The organism is Heyndrickxia ginsengihumi, assembly GCF_011008565.1.
GTDB classification, from domain to species: Bacteria; Bacillota; Bacilli; order Bacillales; family Bacillaceae_C; genus Weizmannia; species Weizmannia ginsengihumi.
Map to the genome: position 1 here is coordinate 1 of NZ_JAAIWK010000009.1, position 19,395 is coordinate 19,395.

The following is a 19,395-nucleotide window of genomic DNA, read 5'->3' on the forward strand; positions in this document are numbered from 1 at the left end:
AAAAACGATTAAACGGCCTTAGCCCGATGGAATATAGAGCTAAAGCCGCTTAAATCATTTTTATTATTTCCACTGTCTACTTGACAGGGGGCAGTTCAATTGCTAGCGGGGTTCCTTTCTGCCCGTAAATCATCGTCGAAATGACCGATGATCAAACGAGTACATTTGTCAATGTGCCGATATGTTCAATGCTAACTTCGATTTTATCATTTGCCTGCAGCCATTTCTGCCGTTCTGGCGGATATCCTAATATAACCCCATCTGGAGTGCCTGTAAAGATGATATCCCCCGGATTCAACGTCATATGTTTCGAAGCATAGCTAATAATTTGCGCACAATTAAAAATCATATTTTTCGTATTATTATGTTGGCGGGTTTCCCCATTTACCTTACATTCAATCACTAGATTATTACAATCAATTTCATCTTCTGTCACAATGTAAGGACCAATAGGAGCAAAACGATCTAATGATTTTCCAAGTAGCCATTGGCCTGTTTTAAATTGAAGATCTCTAGCTGATAGATCATTCCCAATCGTATAACCGAACACATACGACAATGCTTCTTCTTCACTTACATTTTTTGCTGTTTGTCCAATGACCAAAACTAGTTCAGCTTCATAATCACATTTCTCCGTAACTTCCGGAATAGGGATTGGTTCTTTATGGGCTGCTAATGCATTATTAAATTTGCTAAATAAAATAGGTGAAGTAGGAAGATCCATCTTTGATTCATTTGCATGGTCAACATAATTGAGGCCAACACAAATAATTTTTCCAGGTTGCTCAATCGCTGGACGATATTGAATGTCATCTTCATCAAGAAAATAAGTGGATTCTCCACTTTCATTTACAATCTTCTCTACGAATCTTTTAAGTGATCGGATTCCATCTTTTCCTTGCAGCACTAAATCATGCATCTTTTCAGGCTGTCGTTCACGAAATCCTTTCGCTGCTTCTGCAACATCTAATATACCACGAGCAGTTTTAACCCCTAACTTTGTTTGTTGATTTTTGATAAATTGCAGTAATTTCACTCTGTTCTCCCCTTTATTAGATAGCATTTATTAAAACAAATGACATTGTTTTCAAATTAGAAGATTCATAATATGAATATGTATGAAATTTAGATGGCACTTATTCTGATTCTTCTTATTATTTTACATCGAAAGGCATTCTTTTCCAATGATTTCATCCTATTGATGTTTCTAACTCTTCATCAATAAGAATCATTAATTTGACATTTTTCTACATTATTCATCTTTATTCAGGTAATTTTTACATAAATCACCATAATATTATAGTAATAAATTACTATATAGTATATAATATTGTTATTTCGAGTACACCTTAATATTAGAAATAAGCGAAGAGGGGATAATGAATGAACGTCGAACAAAAAATTGATGAAAAAGCAATGTTTACAGCAATTGAAGATTCTTTTGCGATGATACTATTTGACCCGTATGGAAAGATTTTATGGGCAAATGATAAATTTACAAATGTCCTAGGATATGATGTTACTGAACTAGTGCAAATGCACCATAGACAACTATGCTTGCCAGAATTTGTAAACAGCAATGGATATAAAGAATTTTGGGACCATCTTCGAGCAGGAAAACCATTTCATGATAAAGTTCAGCGTATGAGAAAAGACAAACATATTCTTTGGCTTGAAGCTTTCTACACACCAGTATTCGATGAAAACAAGCAAGTACAGTCTGTTGTGAAAATTGCCATGGACATTACCGATCGCCAAAATCTTTTGGAAAATAGTACGAATGAGTTTATTGCCGTTGTAGAGGAAATGACAGCTGCTACTAATGAAGTGCATCAAGCTTCTGAATCGATCGTTGAGAGTATCAGTGTATTAAACAAACAGTCAGAAATTGTAAAAATGGATGTTGAAAATATTCAATCTGTTATTTCTTATGTAAAGGAAATCTCCACTCAATCCAATTTACTTGGACTAAACGCTTCAATCGAAGCTGCTAGAGCTGGGAGTTCTGGAAGAGGATTTGCCATCGTTGCTAATGAAATAAGAAAGATGGCTGATAAAAGCAAAGATTCTGCCAATGATATTTCGAAGCAGTTAGAAGAAATCATCACTTCTGTAAATGTCATGATGGAAATGATCAAAAAGGTAACAGAAAAAATTGATAATAATTCAGAATCGATTGAAGAACTAAAAAAAGCTTATGAACATATCGCCAATACTGCTGAAAATCTTGCCACTATTATTTAACTTGGATTCATTCATAAATACATTCACTAGTACCATCAAATAATGTAAAAACGGGCTCGCTTCAACTGCACTCACAATCTACACTGCTGGAAGTGAGTCTGACTATGGTATTCCCCCTATATATTTTTTTGTTATGAAATTCAGCAAAATGAACCTAAAAAAGCTTGCCACAAAGTGTTGGATACTTTGAACAAGCTAAAGAATTCAATATTAATCGAATCAAGTTTATAAAATATCCTCTAGAGTATTGTTCTCGATTCATGTTGATCGTTTCATTGAGCGATACGTTTTTACATTGTTTCGGCCTGCTCGCTTTGCTTCATATAGGGCAAAATCTGCATGTTGCAACAATTTATGGCCGGTTACTCCGTCATCTGGAAAACATGAAATCCCAATGCTAGACGTGGTTTGAAAAGTATATTCACGTACTTTCCAAGGCTCTTGAAAAGTAGTAAGGATACTTTTCGCTATATTGACAGCCTCTTGCTCTTCTTTGATTTTAGTTAGAAGAATAATAAATTCATCCCCACCTTGCCGCGCAAATACGTCATCTTTACTTAAACAGTTTTGAACTTTATTCGTAAATTGTTTTAGAAGTTCATCCCCAACATCATGCCCTAAAGAATCATTAATTTTTTTAAAATGATCTAAATCTAAATACAGGACGGCAATTTTGTGACCTTGAGATTTGGCATTACTTAATGCCCGCTCTAATTGATGATTTATTACTCTTCTATTTGCTATACCTGTTAATGTATCATGATAAGCCATATGTGCTAATTGTTCTTCATACATTTTTCTTTCTGAAATTTCTCTAGAAACAAGTAAAAAGTGTTTAAAACGCCCATCCTTTTCAAAAATTGGTGTAACTTTCGCCTCCAGCCATAGCCAATTTTTTGTTACATCGCGAAAGCGGTATTCGAACACGCCAGCTTCCTTTGTTTTTATCATCTCATCTAATATCTTTCGAACTTTCAAGAAGTCATCTGTATGCATCCATTCTCTTCCCTTTTTCCCTACATAAGCTTCAGAAGGAAAGCCTAAGACCGTTTCATGAGATGGAGATGCGTATTTGAAATATCCTTCTTGGTCTAAAATACAGACAAGATCAGTCATGTTTTCTGCAATTAACCGATATTTCTCTTCACTTTGAAGCAAGGCTTGTTCTGTTTGTTTCCTCTTAGTTAAGTCGTGATACATCATAAGGAACGCTGGTTTCCCATAATGGCGAATACTAATGCCAGTAGCTTCAACATCAACTGACGTCCCGTTTTTTCTTATTAGTTTCTTTTCCGTCGTTTCCTGGACAATTCCGACTTCTTTAATTTGCTGGAATCTTTCTTCCGTTATTTGAGCAAAATCAGGGTGGACATAATTCATAATTGATTTATTTATTAGCTCTTCTAAAGACGAAACACCTAATAGTTTAATACAAGCAAGATTTGCATATAAAATTTTTCCTTTTTGATAAACAATAATCGGTTCTGGAGAGCTTTCCACCAATAATCGATAGCGCTCTTCACTTTCTTTCAGCGAAAGCTCTAGCTGCTTTTTTTCAGTAATATCGCGTGTAATGCCAGATGTTCCTATTATACTCCCATGCATGTCTCGTATCGGTGAAAAAGTCAAGCTGACATCAATATAAGAACCGTCCTTTTTTACACAAGTAACTTCCATGTCCTTATAATATTTACCTAATTGTTTCGTCCGGTCTACTTTCGATTGGAATCGTAGTCTATTATTTGAAGGGATTACCGGCAAAGGCTTTCCGATAATCTCTTCACGTTTCCATCCATATAATTCCTCAAAAGCAGGGTTAACATCAATAATATTTCCATCTAAATCTGTTATATCTATAGCATCACCAGCTGAATTAAAAAGGGATTTAAATTTGCCCTCCATCTGCTGTAAAGAATATTTCATTTTATAAAGTTCCGTCATATCTTTCGCTACAGTAAACACCCCAGCAATTTCGTCATTAACAAGCAAAGGTACATTCTTTACTTGTAAAAAAATAACGTCACCATTTTTCTGTATAGCCTTCGTTTCATATTCACAAGTTTCCCCTTGCAATACTTTTGAGAAATAACGCTTTGTTTCTTCTAAATTTTCCGGCATAACCATTTCTTCATATAACTTACCGATTAATTCCTTTTCCGTGTATCCAGACAGCTTTGAAACAGCTTGATTCACTTCCATCATTATTCCGTCTACAGAAAGAATAAAAATCGCATCTGGATTATATTGAATAATTGATTTATAAATTTCAATTGAAGATTCGCTAAAGAGCAGATTCATTATGTACTCTACCTCCTTCGGAAACAGGCCTACTGATGCTAAGACCTAAAGTGAACCCAAATATCCCCAACATTTGTAAAGATTCCATCGTATAGGTAGACATACTCCTAAACGCTGCTATATGATCATATTGCATCTTAAATGAAAATAACGTATATAGAAATAAATTTCTTGTTTATAAGTATGGTATCGAATCTCTGAATTTGACAATTATTTTGCTAATTTTATTTAGTTGGAGATTTAGCCCTCATCAATAGTTCTTGTATTTTTTTCTCTAATTCTTTAATTTCAAACCACGTATTTTCCATGTGATACGAACTAGATCGCTCAAGTTCTGTTTGTTCCATATATTTCTTCGCACATTCCAATTCTTGTTTAATCATATTGACGGACTGTTCAAATCTCATACGATTATCTAAAGGCGCTAAGTTAATTTCTTTTTGTTTTTCTTTAGTAATATCCCGAGCAACTACTACTAAATATTTGATTTCATTTTTTTCCATGACAGGGGTTATTTGTGCATCCACATACAACCAACTTCCATTTGCATGCCGATAACGAAATTCAGCTTCACATGGTTGTTTAAACTGAATGATTTTCATATATTTATCTTCAACAGCAGCAAGATCATGTGGGTGAATGAAGTCAAAAGCAAGACTTCCTATATGTTCACTAGATAAATAACCTAATAATGCCTCACATGAAGGTGATACATATTCCACCCTGCCAGTTACATCCAAAATCCCTGTAATATCGGGCATATTTTCAGCAATAAGACGAAACTTATATGCACTAATTTGTAAATGCTCTTCTAACTTTTTTCTTTTTGTAATGTCAATACATGAGCCAATCACTTCGACAACTTGTCCGCCTTTTCGCACTGGACGTAAAGTAGCAAGATAGTGGATACTATTTATTTCCCCTTCATATATGATGTGCTCCTCGCCTTCCCATGCTTTTTGATAAAATTGAAGTTTTTGTTTCGCGGCTTCTTCAGGTAAAAAATCTTTTAACTCACTACCAATAATTTGTTCAGGGGTATAGTCCATTTGATATAATAGATCCCCATCACATAAAGTATGAATAAATTTATCTTCCTGCTTAACAAACTTAAAGATAAACCCTTGATGCATTCTTACGGCATCATGCAATTCTTGACGTTTGCTTTGTAAGGCCTCTTCTCTCCATTTCTTTTTATTTTCTTCTTGAGAAATTCCTTTTCGTTTTACAATGCTTTCAACTTCATTTATTGTTCTAATAAATTCCTCTGAAGGTACTGGTTTACTAAATAAGTAGCCTTGACCTTTATTACAAAGATTTTGTTGGAGAAAAATTAATTGTCCCTTTGATTCGATCCCTTCAGCAATTACATCAATATCTAGTTCATGGGCCATCGCGATAATTGTTTTTACAATAGTTGCATCTTTTATATCCTCTGTACAATTACGCACAAAACATTTATCGATTTTCATACTATCAAAAGGAAACTCTTTTAAATAATAGAGCGAACTATATCCAGTACCAAAATCATCCAAGCTAATTTGCACACCGATTTGTTTCAGCTTCTTTACGATTTCGAGAACATATTCAACTTCCATCATCATGCTCTCAGTAATCTCCAATTCAAGATATTGGGGAGAAAGTCCCGTTTCCTTTAAAATGCGGGCAACCATCTCAATTAAATTTGCCTGATAAAGCTGGCGGGCAGACAAATTCACCGCCATTACCATTGGGGGGAAACCTGCTTCCTGCCAATCCTTATTTTGTTTACATGCGGTCCGTAGCACCCACTCTCCAATCGGTAAAATCAATCCTGTTTTTTCCGCAATCGGAATAAAATCCAAAGGGGAAATAAGCCCTTTTTCTTCATGCTGCCACCGTATTAAAGCCTCAACCCCAATTATTTTCCCTAACGTTAAATCGAGCTTAGGCTGATAAAAAAGACGAAATTCTCCTAATTTTAGTGCCTTCTTTAGATTTTTTTCTAAATTCGACATTTAATTAACCCCCAAATACCACAACTGTTTCGTTTACTCATTCAAAACATAAATCTATTTTATCTAGAAAATTATTTTCATTTGTTCAAAAGTTTCTATGAGAAAATCGCAATTTGTATTATTTAGCAAATATTAATATTCAGAGCATTATATATTTATTTAGCAATAGCTGAAAACGTATGTAACAGCTGATTGATCTCTATTAACAACAAAAAATTAGAACCTACAAACAATGTCAGCCCGAATTTCTATAGGAATCACGTGCTACTTTTCAATGAAAAATCTTTTATTAGCCTTGATGCTAATGTAAAAAGTGATATATCTTCTCTATTTTAATCATGAATGAGTGTAAATGTATATAACGAAATATTTCCTTTATTTTTAACTTCATCATCTGCTCTCTTTCATCCTAAAAATTTAGTATTCAAAATAAAAAAGACGAGGACAAAAGTATATTAACGAAAGAAAACCCGAATATTACGTTCCGTCCCCCGCTCCGAAAATATACTTCGCTTTCCGCAGGGCTAATGAGCCTCCCACAGGAGGCTACTTATATTTTCGGAGCTGATTTGGGCAATGTTCTTCTTTAGCTAACCACTTTTAAATTTTGTCCTAGCCTTTTTATTTCTTCATTCCTTTTTTCACTCTCTCACATTATGAGAAACTTCTTTAGGAACTATGTTATTTATGCCTTTCTGTGTTTTATCATATTGAGTCGTCTCCAGATTATTTCTTGCCTTATCTTTGTACATTTCATGATCAGCATAATGAATGATTTCCTGCAAAGACATATTTTGATTTGAATGATAATGGAACAAACCGTGACTTACAGAAATGCGATAAGGTTTCTGATTCTTATCATTAACTTCATCTAACGTGCGTTGAATGTTCGACCAAATATTTTCTACATACTCGATTGAATATTTAAATACGAGGATGAACTCGTCTCCACCAAAACGAAAAATGAGATCCCCTTCATTAAGCTGACTTTTCATTACTTCTGAAACTGTTTTAACAAGGAAATCCCCTTCTGGATGTCCATATCCATCATTAACTTTTTTTAAATTATTTACATCAACAAAAAGTAAAACAAATTCCAAGTTCTCTTCTTTGGCAGCAACCAATATTCTTTCTAGTAGTTCCATGCCTTTTCTTCTATTTAAAACACCTGTTAAAATATCAGTTGTCGCATGTTTCTCTAATTCCTGTTCGATTTTTTTCAGTTCTGTAATATCTGTAGACCCCGCAAGTATGCACTTTTCATTCATATAATCCATTAATTTATAATTAACAATAACCCATTTTATCGAGCCATCTTTAAATTTTTGCTCAACCATATAGTTTTCAACACTGCCAGTTTTTAAGAGCTGATCAATAATCTTTGCTCTTTCACCTTCATGTTTATAAAAAAAGTGCGGATCAATTGTCGCAAGCTCCTGTTCTGTCACATGATAAAATGCCAGTGCTTCATTATTTGCCAGCAATATTCTCCCACTGTTTAAGTTTGTAAGTGTAAGCGGGTATGGGTTTACATGAAATAATTCCAATAGATTTTGCTGGCTATGCTTGATATTTAATTGATTGTGAAAATCTTTCTTTCGCAATGAATAGAAAGATACGTCGATAATAAAAGCAACTACTACCGTCCCAGTTGAGTTAATTTGCTTTGAAAATAAATCATTAAGGTCATTATGCGCCATATTAGAAACGCCTATTAAAAATAGTATATGGGAGATCAATAGAACAAAGAAGAAATGCTTTGGATTAATAGGAAAAAGTGCAGATATGGCAATTAAAATAATTAGATAAGCATCAATATTGCCGTTGGATAGCTGACTATTAATAGAAAGGCACGCTCCGCTAAGTGCATAAAAGGAAATATAGATGTTAATAATTATGTACGGCCATTTAGACTGATACCGTTTTATCTCATTCATAATTCTTTTATATGAGAGTAAAAATGCAATAGACATAACTAAACCAAATACATGAATAGTCGTCAAATTGATACGATAGCTTTCCTTTTGGATGCCATGCAATTGAATAAAATCAACATAAAACAAATATACATATAGGACTAACAAAGTCATTGAAGCGATTTTTATTCTATTTATTAACAGTAATTTATTTGCTTTTATAAACTCTTCATCATGATTATTTATTTGACTATTCAGTAAATTATTCAGGTATTTACTGAATAGCACAATATTGTACGAAATTTTCTGCATAAAAACTTCAATCCTTTTTACGAAAATTGGACCAGAATTTCCCTCTAATATTAAGTATATTTATCTATTTTCAGAAAAGCAATCAAATATATTAGATTAAATACATGCAGATTCCGCACATTCCTACATCATTCAATTTGTATATGTCGAAGGCTAGATTTTTCACAAGCAACAATTTATCTAAAGAAACATATTTTGATCAAATTTCATACGAAGTTTTATGACTTAAATCGGAACGAGTTGCGAATTTTCATTAGATTATAAAATAGAGCTGCATCTCTACCTTTTTTTGAATAGCGATTGATTTTAGGACGAAGGCACTTCATAAATAACTCATCACAATATGCACATTGCCCGTATCTACGATAACATTGATCATGTAATTTACAGCATGCATCTACATCATTTGTCGGCGCACCTGGTCCGCTGCATCCTGGACCGCACCATCTGTAGCCCCGAACACAAAATCCTAGCCCTCTCTTTTTTCTTTCCATTGTCCTTCATCAGCCTTCCTTCAACTGTCATACGATAAAATATGTTGATGAATAAATACTTGCCAAGGCTGAAGAACTATAGATTATTTTTTACGTTAATACCTATTATTTTTCATTTAATAATAAAATAACAATAATGTTTGCATTTTCCTTCTTCTCATGTTATTCTAATAAAGAATTATTTTTGTTCGGTATTTCAGGAATAAAAGTGTATAAAAACCTTAACACTTGGATATATTAAGAGCAAGAATAGTTATACTTTTGTCTATTTAGACGTAATTAGGAGGCAATACATTGGAACAAGGTACAGTTAAATGGTTTAATAGCGAAAAAGGTTTTGGATTCATCGAACGCGAAGGTGGAGACGATGTATTCGTACATTTCTCAGCTATCCAAGGTGAAGGTTATAAAACACTTGAAGAAGGTCAAAAAGTAAGCTTTGACGTTGAACAAGGCGCACGCGGTCCTCAAGCTGCTAACGTTCAAAAACAATAATTTCTTTTAAAGAATCCAAAGATGATCCTTTAGGGATCATCTTTTCTTATTTCATTCTTCATGTTCACTCTCCATAAGCTATTCTATTCCTTCTACCACATTTATTCATCTATTTGTTTAAAAATTTCCTGATTCGTATTGGCGCGGCCAAGGAGCCGTTTAGGACGAAAGAGAGGTAGGGCTTTCGTTGTTTTAGGTTTAATGATGTTTTAATAAATGTAAAATGAATTGTCGCCTACTATTATTATTTCTTTGAAAAATGGTTTCTTACAAAGAAATGCAACAGTTGTACTCAGTCATCTAAGTAGCAACTAAACGAAGTACAACGGTTCAAGTATAATATGAATGGACATAAGACAAATAAACGCCCTACTGGAGAAGTAGGGCGTTTTTAAAAGGTAATAGCAAATGGTCTCCCTATTATAACACAATCTTTTCTCTTTACCAATGGAAAATCGAAAATTGATGTTTATTGTTTTTAGTTTACATAATAATATTATTGCGTTTGTATTAATAAGGAAATTCCTTGCTGATTAAATTTACTTTTATATAGATCATAATCCCTCGTTTTTTAATAACCCCTATGGGATCCTTGTTCCACAATTCTGCCTTTATTTAAAATAATAATGATATCAGCATCATCAATGGTATTTAAACGATGGGCAATTACAACACTTCTACGCTTTTCCATTAACCGATTCAACGCCTTCTGAATTTTTAATTCTGTCACAGCATCGATGTTACTAGTCGCATCATCTAAAATCAGTAAAAAAACTTCATGCACATTAAAATTGCTTAAATCTAAAGCAAATGGTAGTATTTTGATAGATTAATTTTTTTAACAACTTGGAGGATGATCATGGCAGAATTCGAAAAGGCAACATTTGCTGGCGGTTGTTTTTGGTGTATGGTAAAACCATTTGACCAGTTCGATGGTATCGAAAAAGTAATATCAGGTTATTCAGGCGGACATACAGAAAATCCTACTTATGAACAAGTAAAAACAGGTGAGACCGGTCATAAAGAAGTTGTTCAAATCACTTTCGATCCGGAGATCTTTCCTTATGAGAAACTGTTGGAGATTTTTTGGCAACAAATTGATCCAACAGATGATGAAGGACAATTTCAAGACCGAGGCGATAATTACCGTGCTGTTATTTTCTATCATAACGAAAAGCAAAAACAGCTTGCTGAGCAATCAAAACAAGCACTTGCGGCAAGCGGTAAGTTTAAAAAACCTATTGTAACACCAATTCTTCCTGCTGCCCCATTTTATCCAGCAGAAGATTATCATCAAGATTTTTATAAGAAAAGTCCAAAAGAATACAAAGAAGACCGACAAAAATCCGGTCGTGACGAATTTATCAACAGTCATTGGCAATGAATTACATCTAATGATCTGACACCTTATGTATGATAATAGATTTGTAACATTCAATATCTATATATCGCAATAAGATGTCAGATTATTTTTTTAGACTCTTTTCAAAACGATTGTTGCTTTTGATTTGAGCAGAAATCATTCTCTTCTATATAAAAATGATTGATATTCTAATAATGAATTCAATGCGTTTCGATTGGAGTGCAAGTCACGAAACGCTGTGAGGTTTGCGGAATGGCTGAGACCCCACAGGCGTAGAGCGCCGAGAAGGCTCAACTTTCGCCCGCGGAAAGTGAGTGTCTGGAGCGAAAATTAACTACATCATCTAAAAAAAAAATCATCTATGGTCATCATAATTAGCAAACATTGTGCAACAATAAACAGAGCATAAAAGCGATATAGGAGGAAATTATAATGAAAAATCGTGTCAATCAACTATTAACTCTAGGTTTAGGATTTGCAGTCTTAAGTAAAGAACAAATTGAAAAATCAGTTTCAAAATTAGTTGAAAAGGGAAACTTAACAAAACTAGAATCAAAACAACTGATTGATGACCTTCTTGAAAAAGGTGAACAATCAAGACAAGAAGTCAATAATATAATTAAGGATCGTGTCAATCAAATGCTATCGGAAATGAATATTGCCACTAAAAACGATATTCATGTGTTAACCGAACGTATCCAACAACTAGAAGAAAAATTGAAATGAAAAGGAATTGGAGGTCACTCCATTGTTCAAAAAGAAAGTTAAGCACGCCCGCCGTTATCAAGAAATTATTAGCGCAATCATTCGCAATGGATTTGGCTATCTGATAAATGATTTCGGATTAGCAGAAGTACTCTCAATTTCTCCTAAAAAAGTAGATGCATCAGCTAATTCAAACCGACGTCCGGTTGGCGAAAGAATTCGGCGTCTACTCCAAGATTTAGGACCAACATTTATTAAATTAGGGCAAATGGCAAGCTTACGGCGAGACTTAATACCGGTAACGATTATTACAGAGTTAGAAAAACTGCAAGATCAAGCCCCCCCCTTCTCATTTAATCAAGTTCAACAATTAATTGAAGAAGAATTTGGTACAAAATTAAAAGAGCTTTTTGCAGAATTTGATCAAGAACCATTGGCCACAGCCTCTATTGGGCAAGTCCATAAGGCAAAATTGCACACACAAGAATGGGTTGCTGTAAAAGTTCAAAAACCGAATATTAGAACGAATATCGAAACAGATTTAGAAATATTAGAAGATATCGCTGTACTTCTTGAAAGTCACTTTGATTGGGCAAAGCAATATCAATTAAGAGAAATCATTAATGAATTTGCACAGGCACTTTTAGCTGAACTAGATTACTACAACGAAGGACGAAATGCTGAACGAATATCGAAACAGTTCTCAAATGATGACTCGGTACATATTCCAAAAATATATTGGGACTACTCTACGAAAAAAATTTTAACAATGGAATTTATTGTTGGAAAAAAAATAAATCAGTTTTTAGACGAGGAGATTGTTGGTTACGATAAAAAACTCATTAGTGAACGCTTAATTTATTCTTTGTTTCGCCAAATTTTTATAGAAGGATTTTTTCATGGAGACCCGCATCCAGGCAATTTAGTTGTACTGCCAGGAAATATAATCGCCTATATGGATTTTGGTATGGTTGGACGTTTAACGGAGGACGCGAAACATCATTGTGCCTCACTTGTAATTGGTTTGATGCGCGGCGATACAGGCAATATTATAAAATCAGTCGATCATTTAGCGACGATCCCCGATGACATCGATATGAAAATGCTTCACGCTGATATTGATCAATTACGAGAAAAATATTATGATGTCCCATTTAGTCAATTAAGCTTGAAAGATGCCATAAATGATCTATTCCAAATTGCCTTTAAATACCATATTCATTTCCCTCCTGATCTTACTATTTTGGCAAAATCATTAATGACGATTGAAGGCGTTATTGAGGCACTAGCTCCGGATTTCAGTATAATTGAATGCGCCAAGCCGATAGGGGAACAATTATTAAAAGATCGTTATCACCCTAAGAAAATCGTTAAACAAGGCTGGAAAAAATTCCTGGATCAATTAGATATCGCTTTCCAAATACCTAAAAACTTACGTGATATTAGCGCTATTATGAGAAAAGGAAAATTTCGCTTGGAAATATCCATTCCGGATATCCATCTCTTCCTAATTAAACTTGATCGTATTAGCAATCGCTTATCTTTTTCCATCGTATTACTTGCATTTAGTATGATGATGACCGGATTAATTATTGGTACGTCCATTACTGGGCAATCCTCAATTTTGTGGAAAAATCCAATAATAGAAATAGGTTTTGGTGTAGCTACACTAATGCTGCTTTGGTTACTCTTTTCTATATTCAAATCTGGAAAATTTTAAAAAGGATTGGACATCGTTCTTTTCAATAGACATGTCTAATTCTTTTCTTTTTTTATTTCGCCCATGCGTAAATCAGATTATGATAAGAGAGTGCCTTGCGAATTAGCCACTATAATGTGCAACATTCCATTTATTCACTTATAATGGAAATTGGTTCCTTTTTCCTATGTGAGCGACTGAGTCTATCATCAAAATAAGGAGGGATACATACGTGAATACAGATGAATTACAACTTCATCAAGCAAAACCTGCGTTAAAAACTTTGCTTATACTAGGCATTATTTTAATAGCGGCTAATATGCGGCCGGCAATTACGTCTGTTGGTCCAGTCGTTCGTTCTATTCGAGAGGACTTACATTTATCCAACGGAGTTGCTGGATTTATTACAACGTTACCGTTAATTTCTTTTGCACTTATTTCACCGCTTGCTCCGAAAATAGCACAAAAATTAAGTAATGAACTTACTTTGTTGCTAAGTTTGCTAATTTTAATCTTTGGAATATGTCTACGTTATATTCCAACGCCTGCAACTTTATTCATTGGTACTGCTCTAATCGGAATCGGCATCGCAATTGCAAATGTGCTGTTGCCAAGCTTAATAAAACATAAGTTCCCCGCAAAAGTTGGTATTATGACAAGTCTATATTCAACATTTATGGGATGTTTTGCTGCACTTGCCTCTGGGATAACTGTTCCTCTTGCACAAGGTCTTCATTTAGGGTGGCGTAAAGCCTTATTTGTATGGGGAATTTTGGTCATCATTGCAATCGTCATATGGCTTCCGCAGTTACAGTCTCGTGAAACGTTTAGGAGAAAAGTAACGACAGGAGGTAATAATCGTTCAGTTTGGAGCTCTGGAATTGCTTGGCAAGTAACATTTTTTATGGGTCTGCAATCATTCTTATTCTATTCCACAATTGCTTGGCTACCTGAAATTCTCAATAGTCACGGTTTAAGTATGGCATCTGCAGGTTGGATGCTTTCGATTATGCAATTTATCAGCCTGCCAGCAGCATTCATCACGCCAATTGTAGCTGACAAAATGAATAACCAAATTACGATCGTTGTTGGAATTGACATTTTTTATATGGCTGGTCTACTTGGACTTCAATGGGGAGGAAACACCATTTTATTAACGATTTGGATCTTCTTGATCGGACTAGCACAAGGGGCAAGTATTAGCTTGGCACTTGCTATGATAGGACTCCGCTCGGAAAATGCCAAACAAGCTGGAGATCTATCAGGTATGGCACAATCTGCAGGCTATTTGCTTGCTGCAATTGGACCTATTTTTATCGGATTTCTTTTCGATCAAACAAACACTTGGAGTCTCCCAATTTACATGCTTATTTTTGTTAGTATCATCATGCTAATAGCAGGCATTGGCGCTGGAAGAAACCAATATTTATTTAAAAAATAAAGCTCTTTTTCTTATTGATTGTTGTTTTCCGAAAACGGTCAACAATCATTTTACAATATTCGTAAAGACATATAAAAACCTTGAATCCCTTTAACAATCAGCTATTGACAAAGGGATTCGATTTATCATCGTCTCATGCTTCATTAATATTTCCTTAAGATTGCTCCATTTTTACCAAGCAATGATTGACGTGCAAATAAATGTATATGTGCAATAATTTGTTCAATAATGGGAGTTCTATTTGCTAATACACGGAAAATAAAGCCATTAACTGGTAATAGGGATACCCCAAACCGAACATCCTCATGAAACATTTCTATTTCTTCGTAAACTCGATCAAGAAAGAGTTGATCTACACTATTATGTATTACTAAAAAGGTTCCGATATGGGTATAGCCATCTAGTTGCAAAATACCATCCATTTCTCCATCAGGTTGCAGCCATAAATGATCATATACAACGAGGCGGTCATATTTAAATATCTTCAATTTAGAGCGAATCCAATCATAGTAAAATAAACTGCCATCTTCCGCCCATCCTGGTGTAATGATATCACTAAGCATAAAACAAGCATCTTCATCTAAATGAACAATTGTTTCCTGTGAAAAACGTGATCCTTCGAAGCAAATTAAAGGATCTGGCAAATATTCAAGGACACTTCCCTTTTTCAGTTCAATATGAGTTCGCTGTAAAACAGGATGAACCGGTGTCTTATACACCTTCGTTGAAGATTGTGTAGTAACTATAAGCTCTGCCTCTTCTTCTAATCGGAGTGTCGTTACATACATATCTCCATCTACATATCCTCCACCGATATAAATAAGATATAGATTCGGTGTATGTTCCTCAAGATAAATCGGTCTACTTACTTTTAATGCCCCTTCATAATAACAATTAGAAATGATTGTCTTATTCTCCCTTGTTACAGCACATATTTCTAATTTTCCAGTACAACTCATGATTCTAGACCGAATAGGAGGGCATTTTTCTTAATCCATTCAATAACCTTATCTAAACCAATTTCTTCTTTTAAATTTGTAAAAATATATGGTTTATCTCCCCTTGCAGCAATTGTATCTTTCTCCATAATTTCCAAACTAGCCCCTACATATGGTGCTAAATCAATTTTATTGATAATAAAAAGGTCTGATTTAATCATCCCTTGCCCGCCTTTTCTAGGGATTTTTTCTCCTTGTGCAACATCAATAATATAAATGGAGAAATCAACTAATTCTGGACTAAACGTAGCAGCTAAATTATCTCCGCCACTTTCAACAAAGATTAAGTCTAGATCAGGGTGTAGCTCTTTTAATTCATCAATGGCGGCAAAATTCATGGAGGCATCTTCGCGAATAGCTGTATGTGGACATCCCCCTGTTTCCACACCTATAATTCGATCAGCAGGCAGTACCCCATTTTTCAGAAGAAATTGTGCATCTTCTTTTGTATATATATCATTCGTCACAACTGCCATACTTAATTTTTCGTACATAGTTCTCGTTAGTTTCTCCACTAGCATCGTTTTACCTGCACCAACAGGTCCGCCAATACCAATCCGAATTGGTTCCATGCCAACATCTCCTTTTATGACATAAATAATCGTACATGCAGTTTTTCATGACGCATTTGGGCAATTTCAAGCCCTGGTATTACCGCGCCAAAATCTTCAATCGTTAATTGAGTAATCGTTTGAATGCTTTCTTCTAAAATTGGCTGTACCTCAACTAGTATTTGTTGACCGGCTGACTGACCGATAGGAATTCCCCTCACCGCGTTTTGCACGAGAGAAGATAGATTAGCATATAAATAAGTTCCGACCGCCGTTTTCATAGGTACTTCTAAATGGTGGGCAACGATTGCAAATACAATAGCAGCATGTCCGTGAACTTGCTTATTTTGTAATTGATTCAAATAAGCAAGCAATTGTTCTGATGGATATAATTGGGCACAAAGCTTAAGCATTCGTTCTCCAATTCTTTTATTTGCCAACCTTGTTTCCTTTGCTAGACATGAGGAAAATAGCAATTGATCTAATTCAATCCAATCAGCATGATCTTGTATTTCAGCCAGTTCAAATGCTAGTTTACATGCAAGCCCCTCCGTATAAACAAGCTGTTTTTTAAGATAGGTGATTAATGCCTGTTTGAAACTATTGCTATCATAGATAACATGCTCTTGAATATAGGTTTCAAATCCAAATGAATGTGAGAATGATCCTGAAGGAAAATTCGAATCGCATAGTTGTAAAAGTGGAAACAAATTAAGCGTCATGATGGTGCCCTATATGGCGAAATGCCTGTTTTACTTTTCTTTTTTCTCGTTTGTAAGGAACCGACAATTGCTGCAGTAATTCTTCAACTAAACGGTCGTATTGCACAATCATCTCATTTCCTTCAAATTGCGCCGGTAAATGGCGGTTGCCGAGCTGGTGAGCAATTTCCCCCATTTGCTGAAGTGATGTAGGTAAAATCGACAAAACCTCATCCTCCAAAACAGATACAACAATGGCGTTATGTTCATCCATATATAAAATATCACCATCTTGTAATTCACGGTTTTCTTTTAAACGAATGCCAAGCTCATTGCCATGGTCTGTTACGACACGTTTCACTCTCTTCACTAAATCGTCGCTTTGCATGTAAACACGTTCAATATGTAAATGATGTTGATCGAATTTCGATATATTTCCAATTATTTTTTCAATAATCATCTATCCTCACCTCAAAATAGAAAATAGCGCTGTGCCATCGGAACAATTTGCGCAGGCTCACACGTAATCAGTTCACCGTCAACTTTTACCTCATATGTTTGCGGATCAACATCAATCGCTGGAGTTTGGTCATTCAATATTAAATCTTTTTTAGACAATTGACGGACTCCATGAATAGGCTTGATAACTTTCTTTAATCCCAATTGCTGGTGAATTCCGTTATCATATGCTGCTTGTGATACAAACGTAATCGCTGTTTTATACTTTGCATTTCCTTTTGCTGCAAACATTTCCCGATATAAGACGGGCTGTGGAGTAGGAATGCTGGCATTTGGATCTCCCATCGTACTGTATGCAATCATTCCTCCTTTTAACACAAGTTCAGGCTTAACTCCGAAAAAAGCAGGATGCCAGATGACGAGGTCAGCAAACTTGCCAACTTCTATAGAACCGACTTCATCCGATATACCATGTACAATTGCCGGATTGATTGTATATTTGGCAATATATCGTTTCACCCGAAAATTATCACCAATCCCCTTATCTATTTCTAGCTTTCCTCTTTGCTTTCGCATTTTATCGGCAGTTTGCCATGTACGAATAATGACTTCTCCGACACGTCCCATCGCTTGTGAATCAGAAGAAATCATACTAAAAACTCCTAAATCATGTAATATATCTTCAGCTGCAATCGTTTCTTTTCGTATGCGAGAATCAGCAAATGCAATATCTTCTGGAATATTCGCATCTAAATGATGACAAACCATTAACATGTCCAAATGTTCTTCCAAAGTATTTACAGTATATGGTCTAGTCGGGTTAGTTGATGACGGTAAAATATTTGGATAACTTGCTGCCTTAATAATATCTGGTGCATGGCCTCCCCCCGCCCCTTCAGTATGATACGTATGAATAACCCTACCGTTTATTGCAGCCAATGTATCTTCGACAAAGCCGCCTTCATTTAACGTATCAGTATGAATGGCTACTTGCACATCATATAAATCGGCCACTTGTAAACAAGTATCGATTGCCGCTGCTGTCGATCCCCAGTCTTCATGGAGCTTTAAGCCAATAGCACCTGCTTCAATTTGTTCCTGGAGCGGCTCCTTCGCTGAACAGTTTCCTTTGCCAAGAAACCCTAAGTTCATCGGGTATTCCTCTGCAGATTCAAGCATTCTATGAATATTCCACGGCCCCGGTGTACAAGTTGTTGCATTCGTGCCTGTAGCAGGTCCAGTTCCACCGCCAATCATCGTCGTAATCCCAGAAGATAATGCTGTTTCAATTTGTTGAGGGCATATAAAATGAATATGTGCGTCAATTCCCCCTGCTGTAACAATCATTCCCTCGGCAGCAATCACCTCTGTAGAAGCACCAATATTAATATTTACACCATCCATCAATAGCGGATTTCCTGCTTTCCCAATTGCTGAGATTAAACCGTCCTTTATGCCTATATCCGCTTTATAAATCCCTGTATAGTCTACAATGACAGCGTTTGTTAAGACGAGATCCGCACATTCTTTACTTGTTGCTAAAGGATGCTGCCCCATTCCGTCACGAATGACTTTCCCACCGCCAAATTTCACCTCATCTCCATAGACAGTAAAATCCTTTTCAATCTCAATAAATAAATCTGTATCCGCCAATCGAATAGCATCCCCGACAGTTGGTCCAAATATATCAGCATATTGCTTGCGAGACATCGAAAAACTCAT

16 protein-coding genes and 1 pseudogene are annotated in these 19,395 nt (G+C 35.3%); 6 read left to right on the top strand and 11 right to left on the bottom strand.

Annotated elements, in window-relative coordinates; genetic code table 11:
- Positions 1 to 151: 151 nt before the first annotated feature.
- Positions 152 to 1,036, bottom strand: a complete 885-nt coding sequence (locus tag G4D61_RS07355) for a fumarylacetoacetate hydrolase family protein (protein WP_025731301.1) — start codon at positions 1,034 to 1,036, stop codon at positions 152 to 154.
- Between the two features lie 347 nt (positions 1,037 to 1,383).
- Between G4D61_RS07355 and G4D61_RS07360 the strand changes: the two genes are divergently transcribed.
- The gene (locus G4D61_RS07360) at positions 1,384 to 2,244 is read left to right on the top strand and encodes a methyl-accepting chemotaxis protein (RefSeq protein ID WP_025731300.1); all 861 of its coding nucleotides are present in this window, start codon (positions 1,384 to 1,386) and stop codon (positions 2,242 to 2,244) included.
- A gap of 258 nt (positions 2,245 to 2,502) precedes the next feature.
- Here the strand turns inward: G4D61_RS07360 and G4D61_RS07365 are convergent, their stop codons facing one another.
- The 4 genes from G4D61_RS07365 to G4D61_RS07380 all read right to left on the bottom strand — a co-directional run bounded on the left by G4D61_RS07365 (position 2,503) and on the right by G4D61_RS07380 (position 9,261).
- Entirely contained in the window at positions 2,503 to 4,542 is a 2,040-nt protein-coding gene (locus tag G4D61_RS07365) for a PAS domain S-box protein (RefSeq protein WP_163173590.1), read from the bottom strand.
- A gap of 224 nt (positions 4,543 to 4,766) precedes the next feature.
- Complete coding sequence (locus tag G4D61_RS07370; protein ID WP_163173592.1) at positions 4,767 to 6,539, bottom strand: sensor domain-containing phosphodiesterase; 1,773 nt, start codon at positions 6,537 to 6,539, stop codon at positions 4,767 to 4,769.
- 641 nt (positions 6,540 to 7,180) lie between these two features.
- Positions 7,181 to 8,767, bottom strand: coding sequence for a sensor domain-containing diguanylate cyclase (locus G4D61_RS07375; protein ID WP_025731297.1), 1,587 nt, complete (start codon positions 8,765 to 8,767; stop codon positions 7,181 to 7,183).
- 218 nt (positions 8,768 to 8,985) lie between these two features.
- Positions 8,986 to 9,261, bottom strand: a complete 276-nt coding sequence (locus G4D61_RS07380) for a Parvovirus coat protein VP1-like protein (RefSeq protein ID WP_081750085.1) — start codon at positions 9,259 to 9,261, stop codon at positions 8,986 to 8,988.
- Between the two features lie 294 nt (positions 9,262 to 9,555).
- Between G4D61_RS07380 and G4D61_RS07385 the strand changes: the two genes are divergently transcribed.
- The gene (locus G4D61_RS07385) at positions 9,556 to 9,756 is read left to right on the top strand and encodes a cold-shock protein (RefSeq protein WP_025731296.1); all 201 of its coding nucleotides are present in this window, start codon (positions 9,556 to 9,558) and stop codon (positions 9,754 to 9,756) included.
- A gap of 571 nt (positions 9,757 to 10,327) precedes the next feature.
- On the opposite strand, the pseudogene G4D61_RS07390 reads toward G4D61_RS07385, so the two are convergent.
- Positions 10,328 to 10,525 (bottom strand): annotated as a pseudogene (locus tag G4D61_RS07390) (multidrug ABC transporter ATP-binding protein); the annotation flags it as partial.
- Between the two features lie 90 nt (positions 10,526 to 10,615).
- On the opposite strand from G4D61_RS07390, the gene msrA reads away from it, so the two are divergent.
- The 4 genes from msrA to G4D61_RS07410 all read left to right on the top strand — a co-directional run bounded on the left by msrA (position 10,616) and on the right by G4D61_RS07410 (position 14,964).
- Entirely contained in the window at positions 10,616 to 11,140 is a 525-nt protein-coding gene (msrA, locus tag G4D61_RS07395) for a peptide-methionine (S)-S-oxide reductase MsrA (RefSeq protein WP_025731294.1), read from the top strand.
- A 411-nt stretch (positions 11,141 to 11,551) separates the two neighbouring features.
- Positions 11,552 to 11,845, top strand: coding sequence for a phasin family protein (locus G4D61_RS07400; RefSeq protein WP_035355982.1), 294 nt, complete (start codon positions 11,552 to 11,554; stop codon positions 11,843 to 11,845).
- Between the two features lie 22 nt (positions 11,846 to 11,867).
- The gene (locus G4D61_RS07405; RefSeq protein WP_163173594.1) at positions 11,868 to 13,544 is read left to right on the top strand and encodes an ABC1 kinase family protein; all 1,677 of its coding nucleotides are present in this window, start codon (positions 11,868 to 11,870) and stop codon (positions 13,542 to 13,544) included.
- 211 nt (positions 13,545 to 13,755) lie between these two features.
- Positions 13,756 to 14,964 carry a CynX/NimT family MFS transporter gene (locus tag G4D61_RS07410; protein WP_052137953.1) on the top strand — a complete coding sequence of 403 codons (1,209 nt, stop codon included), beginning with the start codon at positions 13,756 to 13,758 and terminating at the stop codon, positions 14,962 to 14,964.
- A gap of 143 nt (positions 14,965 to 15,107) precedes the next feature.
- Here G4D61_RS07410 and G4D61_RS07415 read toward each other — a convergent pair whose 3' ends face one another.
- From G4D61_RS07415 to ureC, 5 genes are read right to left on the bottom strand one after another with little or no spacing between them, the layout of a single operon-like run.
- Positions 15,108 to 15,923 carry an urease accessory protein UreD gene (locus G4D61_RS07415; protein WP_035355985.1) on the bottom strand — a complete coding sequence of 272 codons (816 nt, stop codon included), beginning with the start codon at positions 15,921 to 15,923 and terminating at the stop codon, positions 15,108 to 15,110.
- Positions 15,920 to 16,534, bottom strand: a complete 615-nt coding sequence (ureG, locus tag G4D61_RS07420; RefSeq protein ID WP_035355988.1) for an urease accessory protein UreG — start codon at positions 16,532 to 16,534, stop codon at positions 15,920 to 15,922. Before ureG ends, G4D61_RS07415 begins: the two co-directional genes overlap by 4 nt.
- A gap of 14 nt (positions 16,535 to 16,548) precedes the next feature.
- On the bottom strand, positions 16,549 to 17,235 hold the full coding sequence (locus G4D61_RS07425; RefSeq protein ID WP_025731288.1) for an urease accessory protein UreF: 687 nt from the start codon (positions 17,233 to 17,235) through the stop codon (positions 16,549 to 16,551).
- Complete coding sequence (gene ureE, locus G4D61_RS07430) at positions 17,225 to 17,674, bottom strand: urease accessory protein UreE (RefSeq protein ID WP_025731287.1); 450 nt, start codon at positions 17,672 to 17,674, stop codon at positions 17,225 to 17,227. The genes G4D61_RS07425 and ureE overlap by 11 nt, the downstream gene beginning before the upstream one ends.
- 11 nt (positions 17,675 to 17,685) lie before the next feature.
- Positions 17,686 to 19,395 (bottom strand): urease subunit alpha, encoded by a 1,710-nt coding sequence (ureC, locus tag G4D61_RS07435; RefSeq protein ID WP_025731286.1) that lies wholly within the window; start codon positions 19,393 to 19,395, stop codon positions 17,686 to 17,688.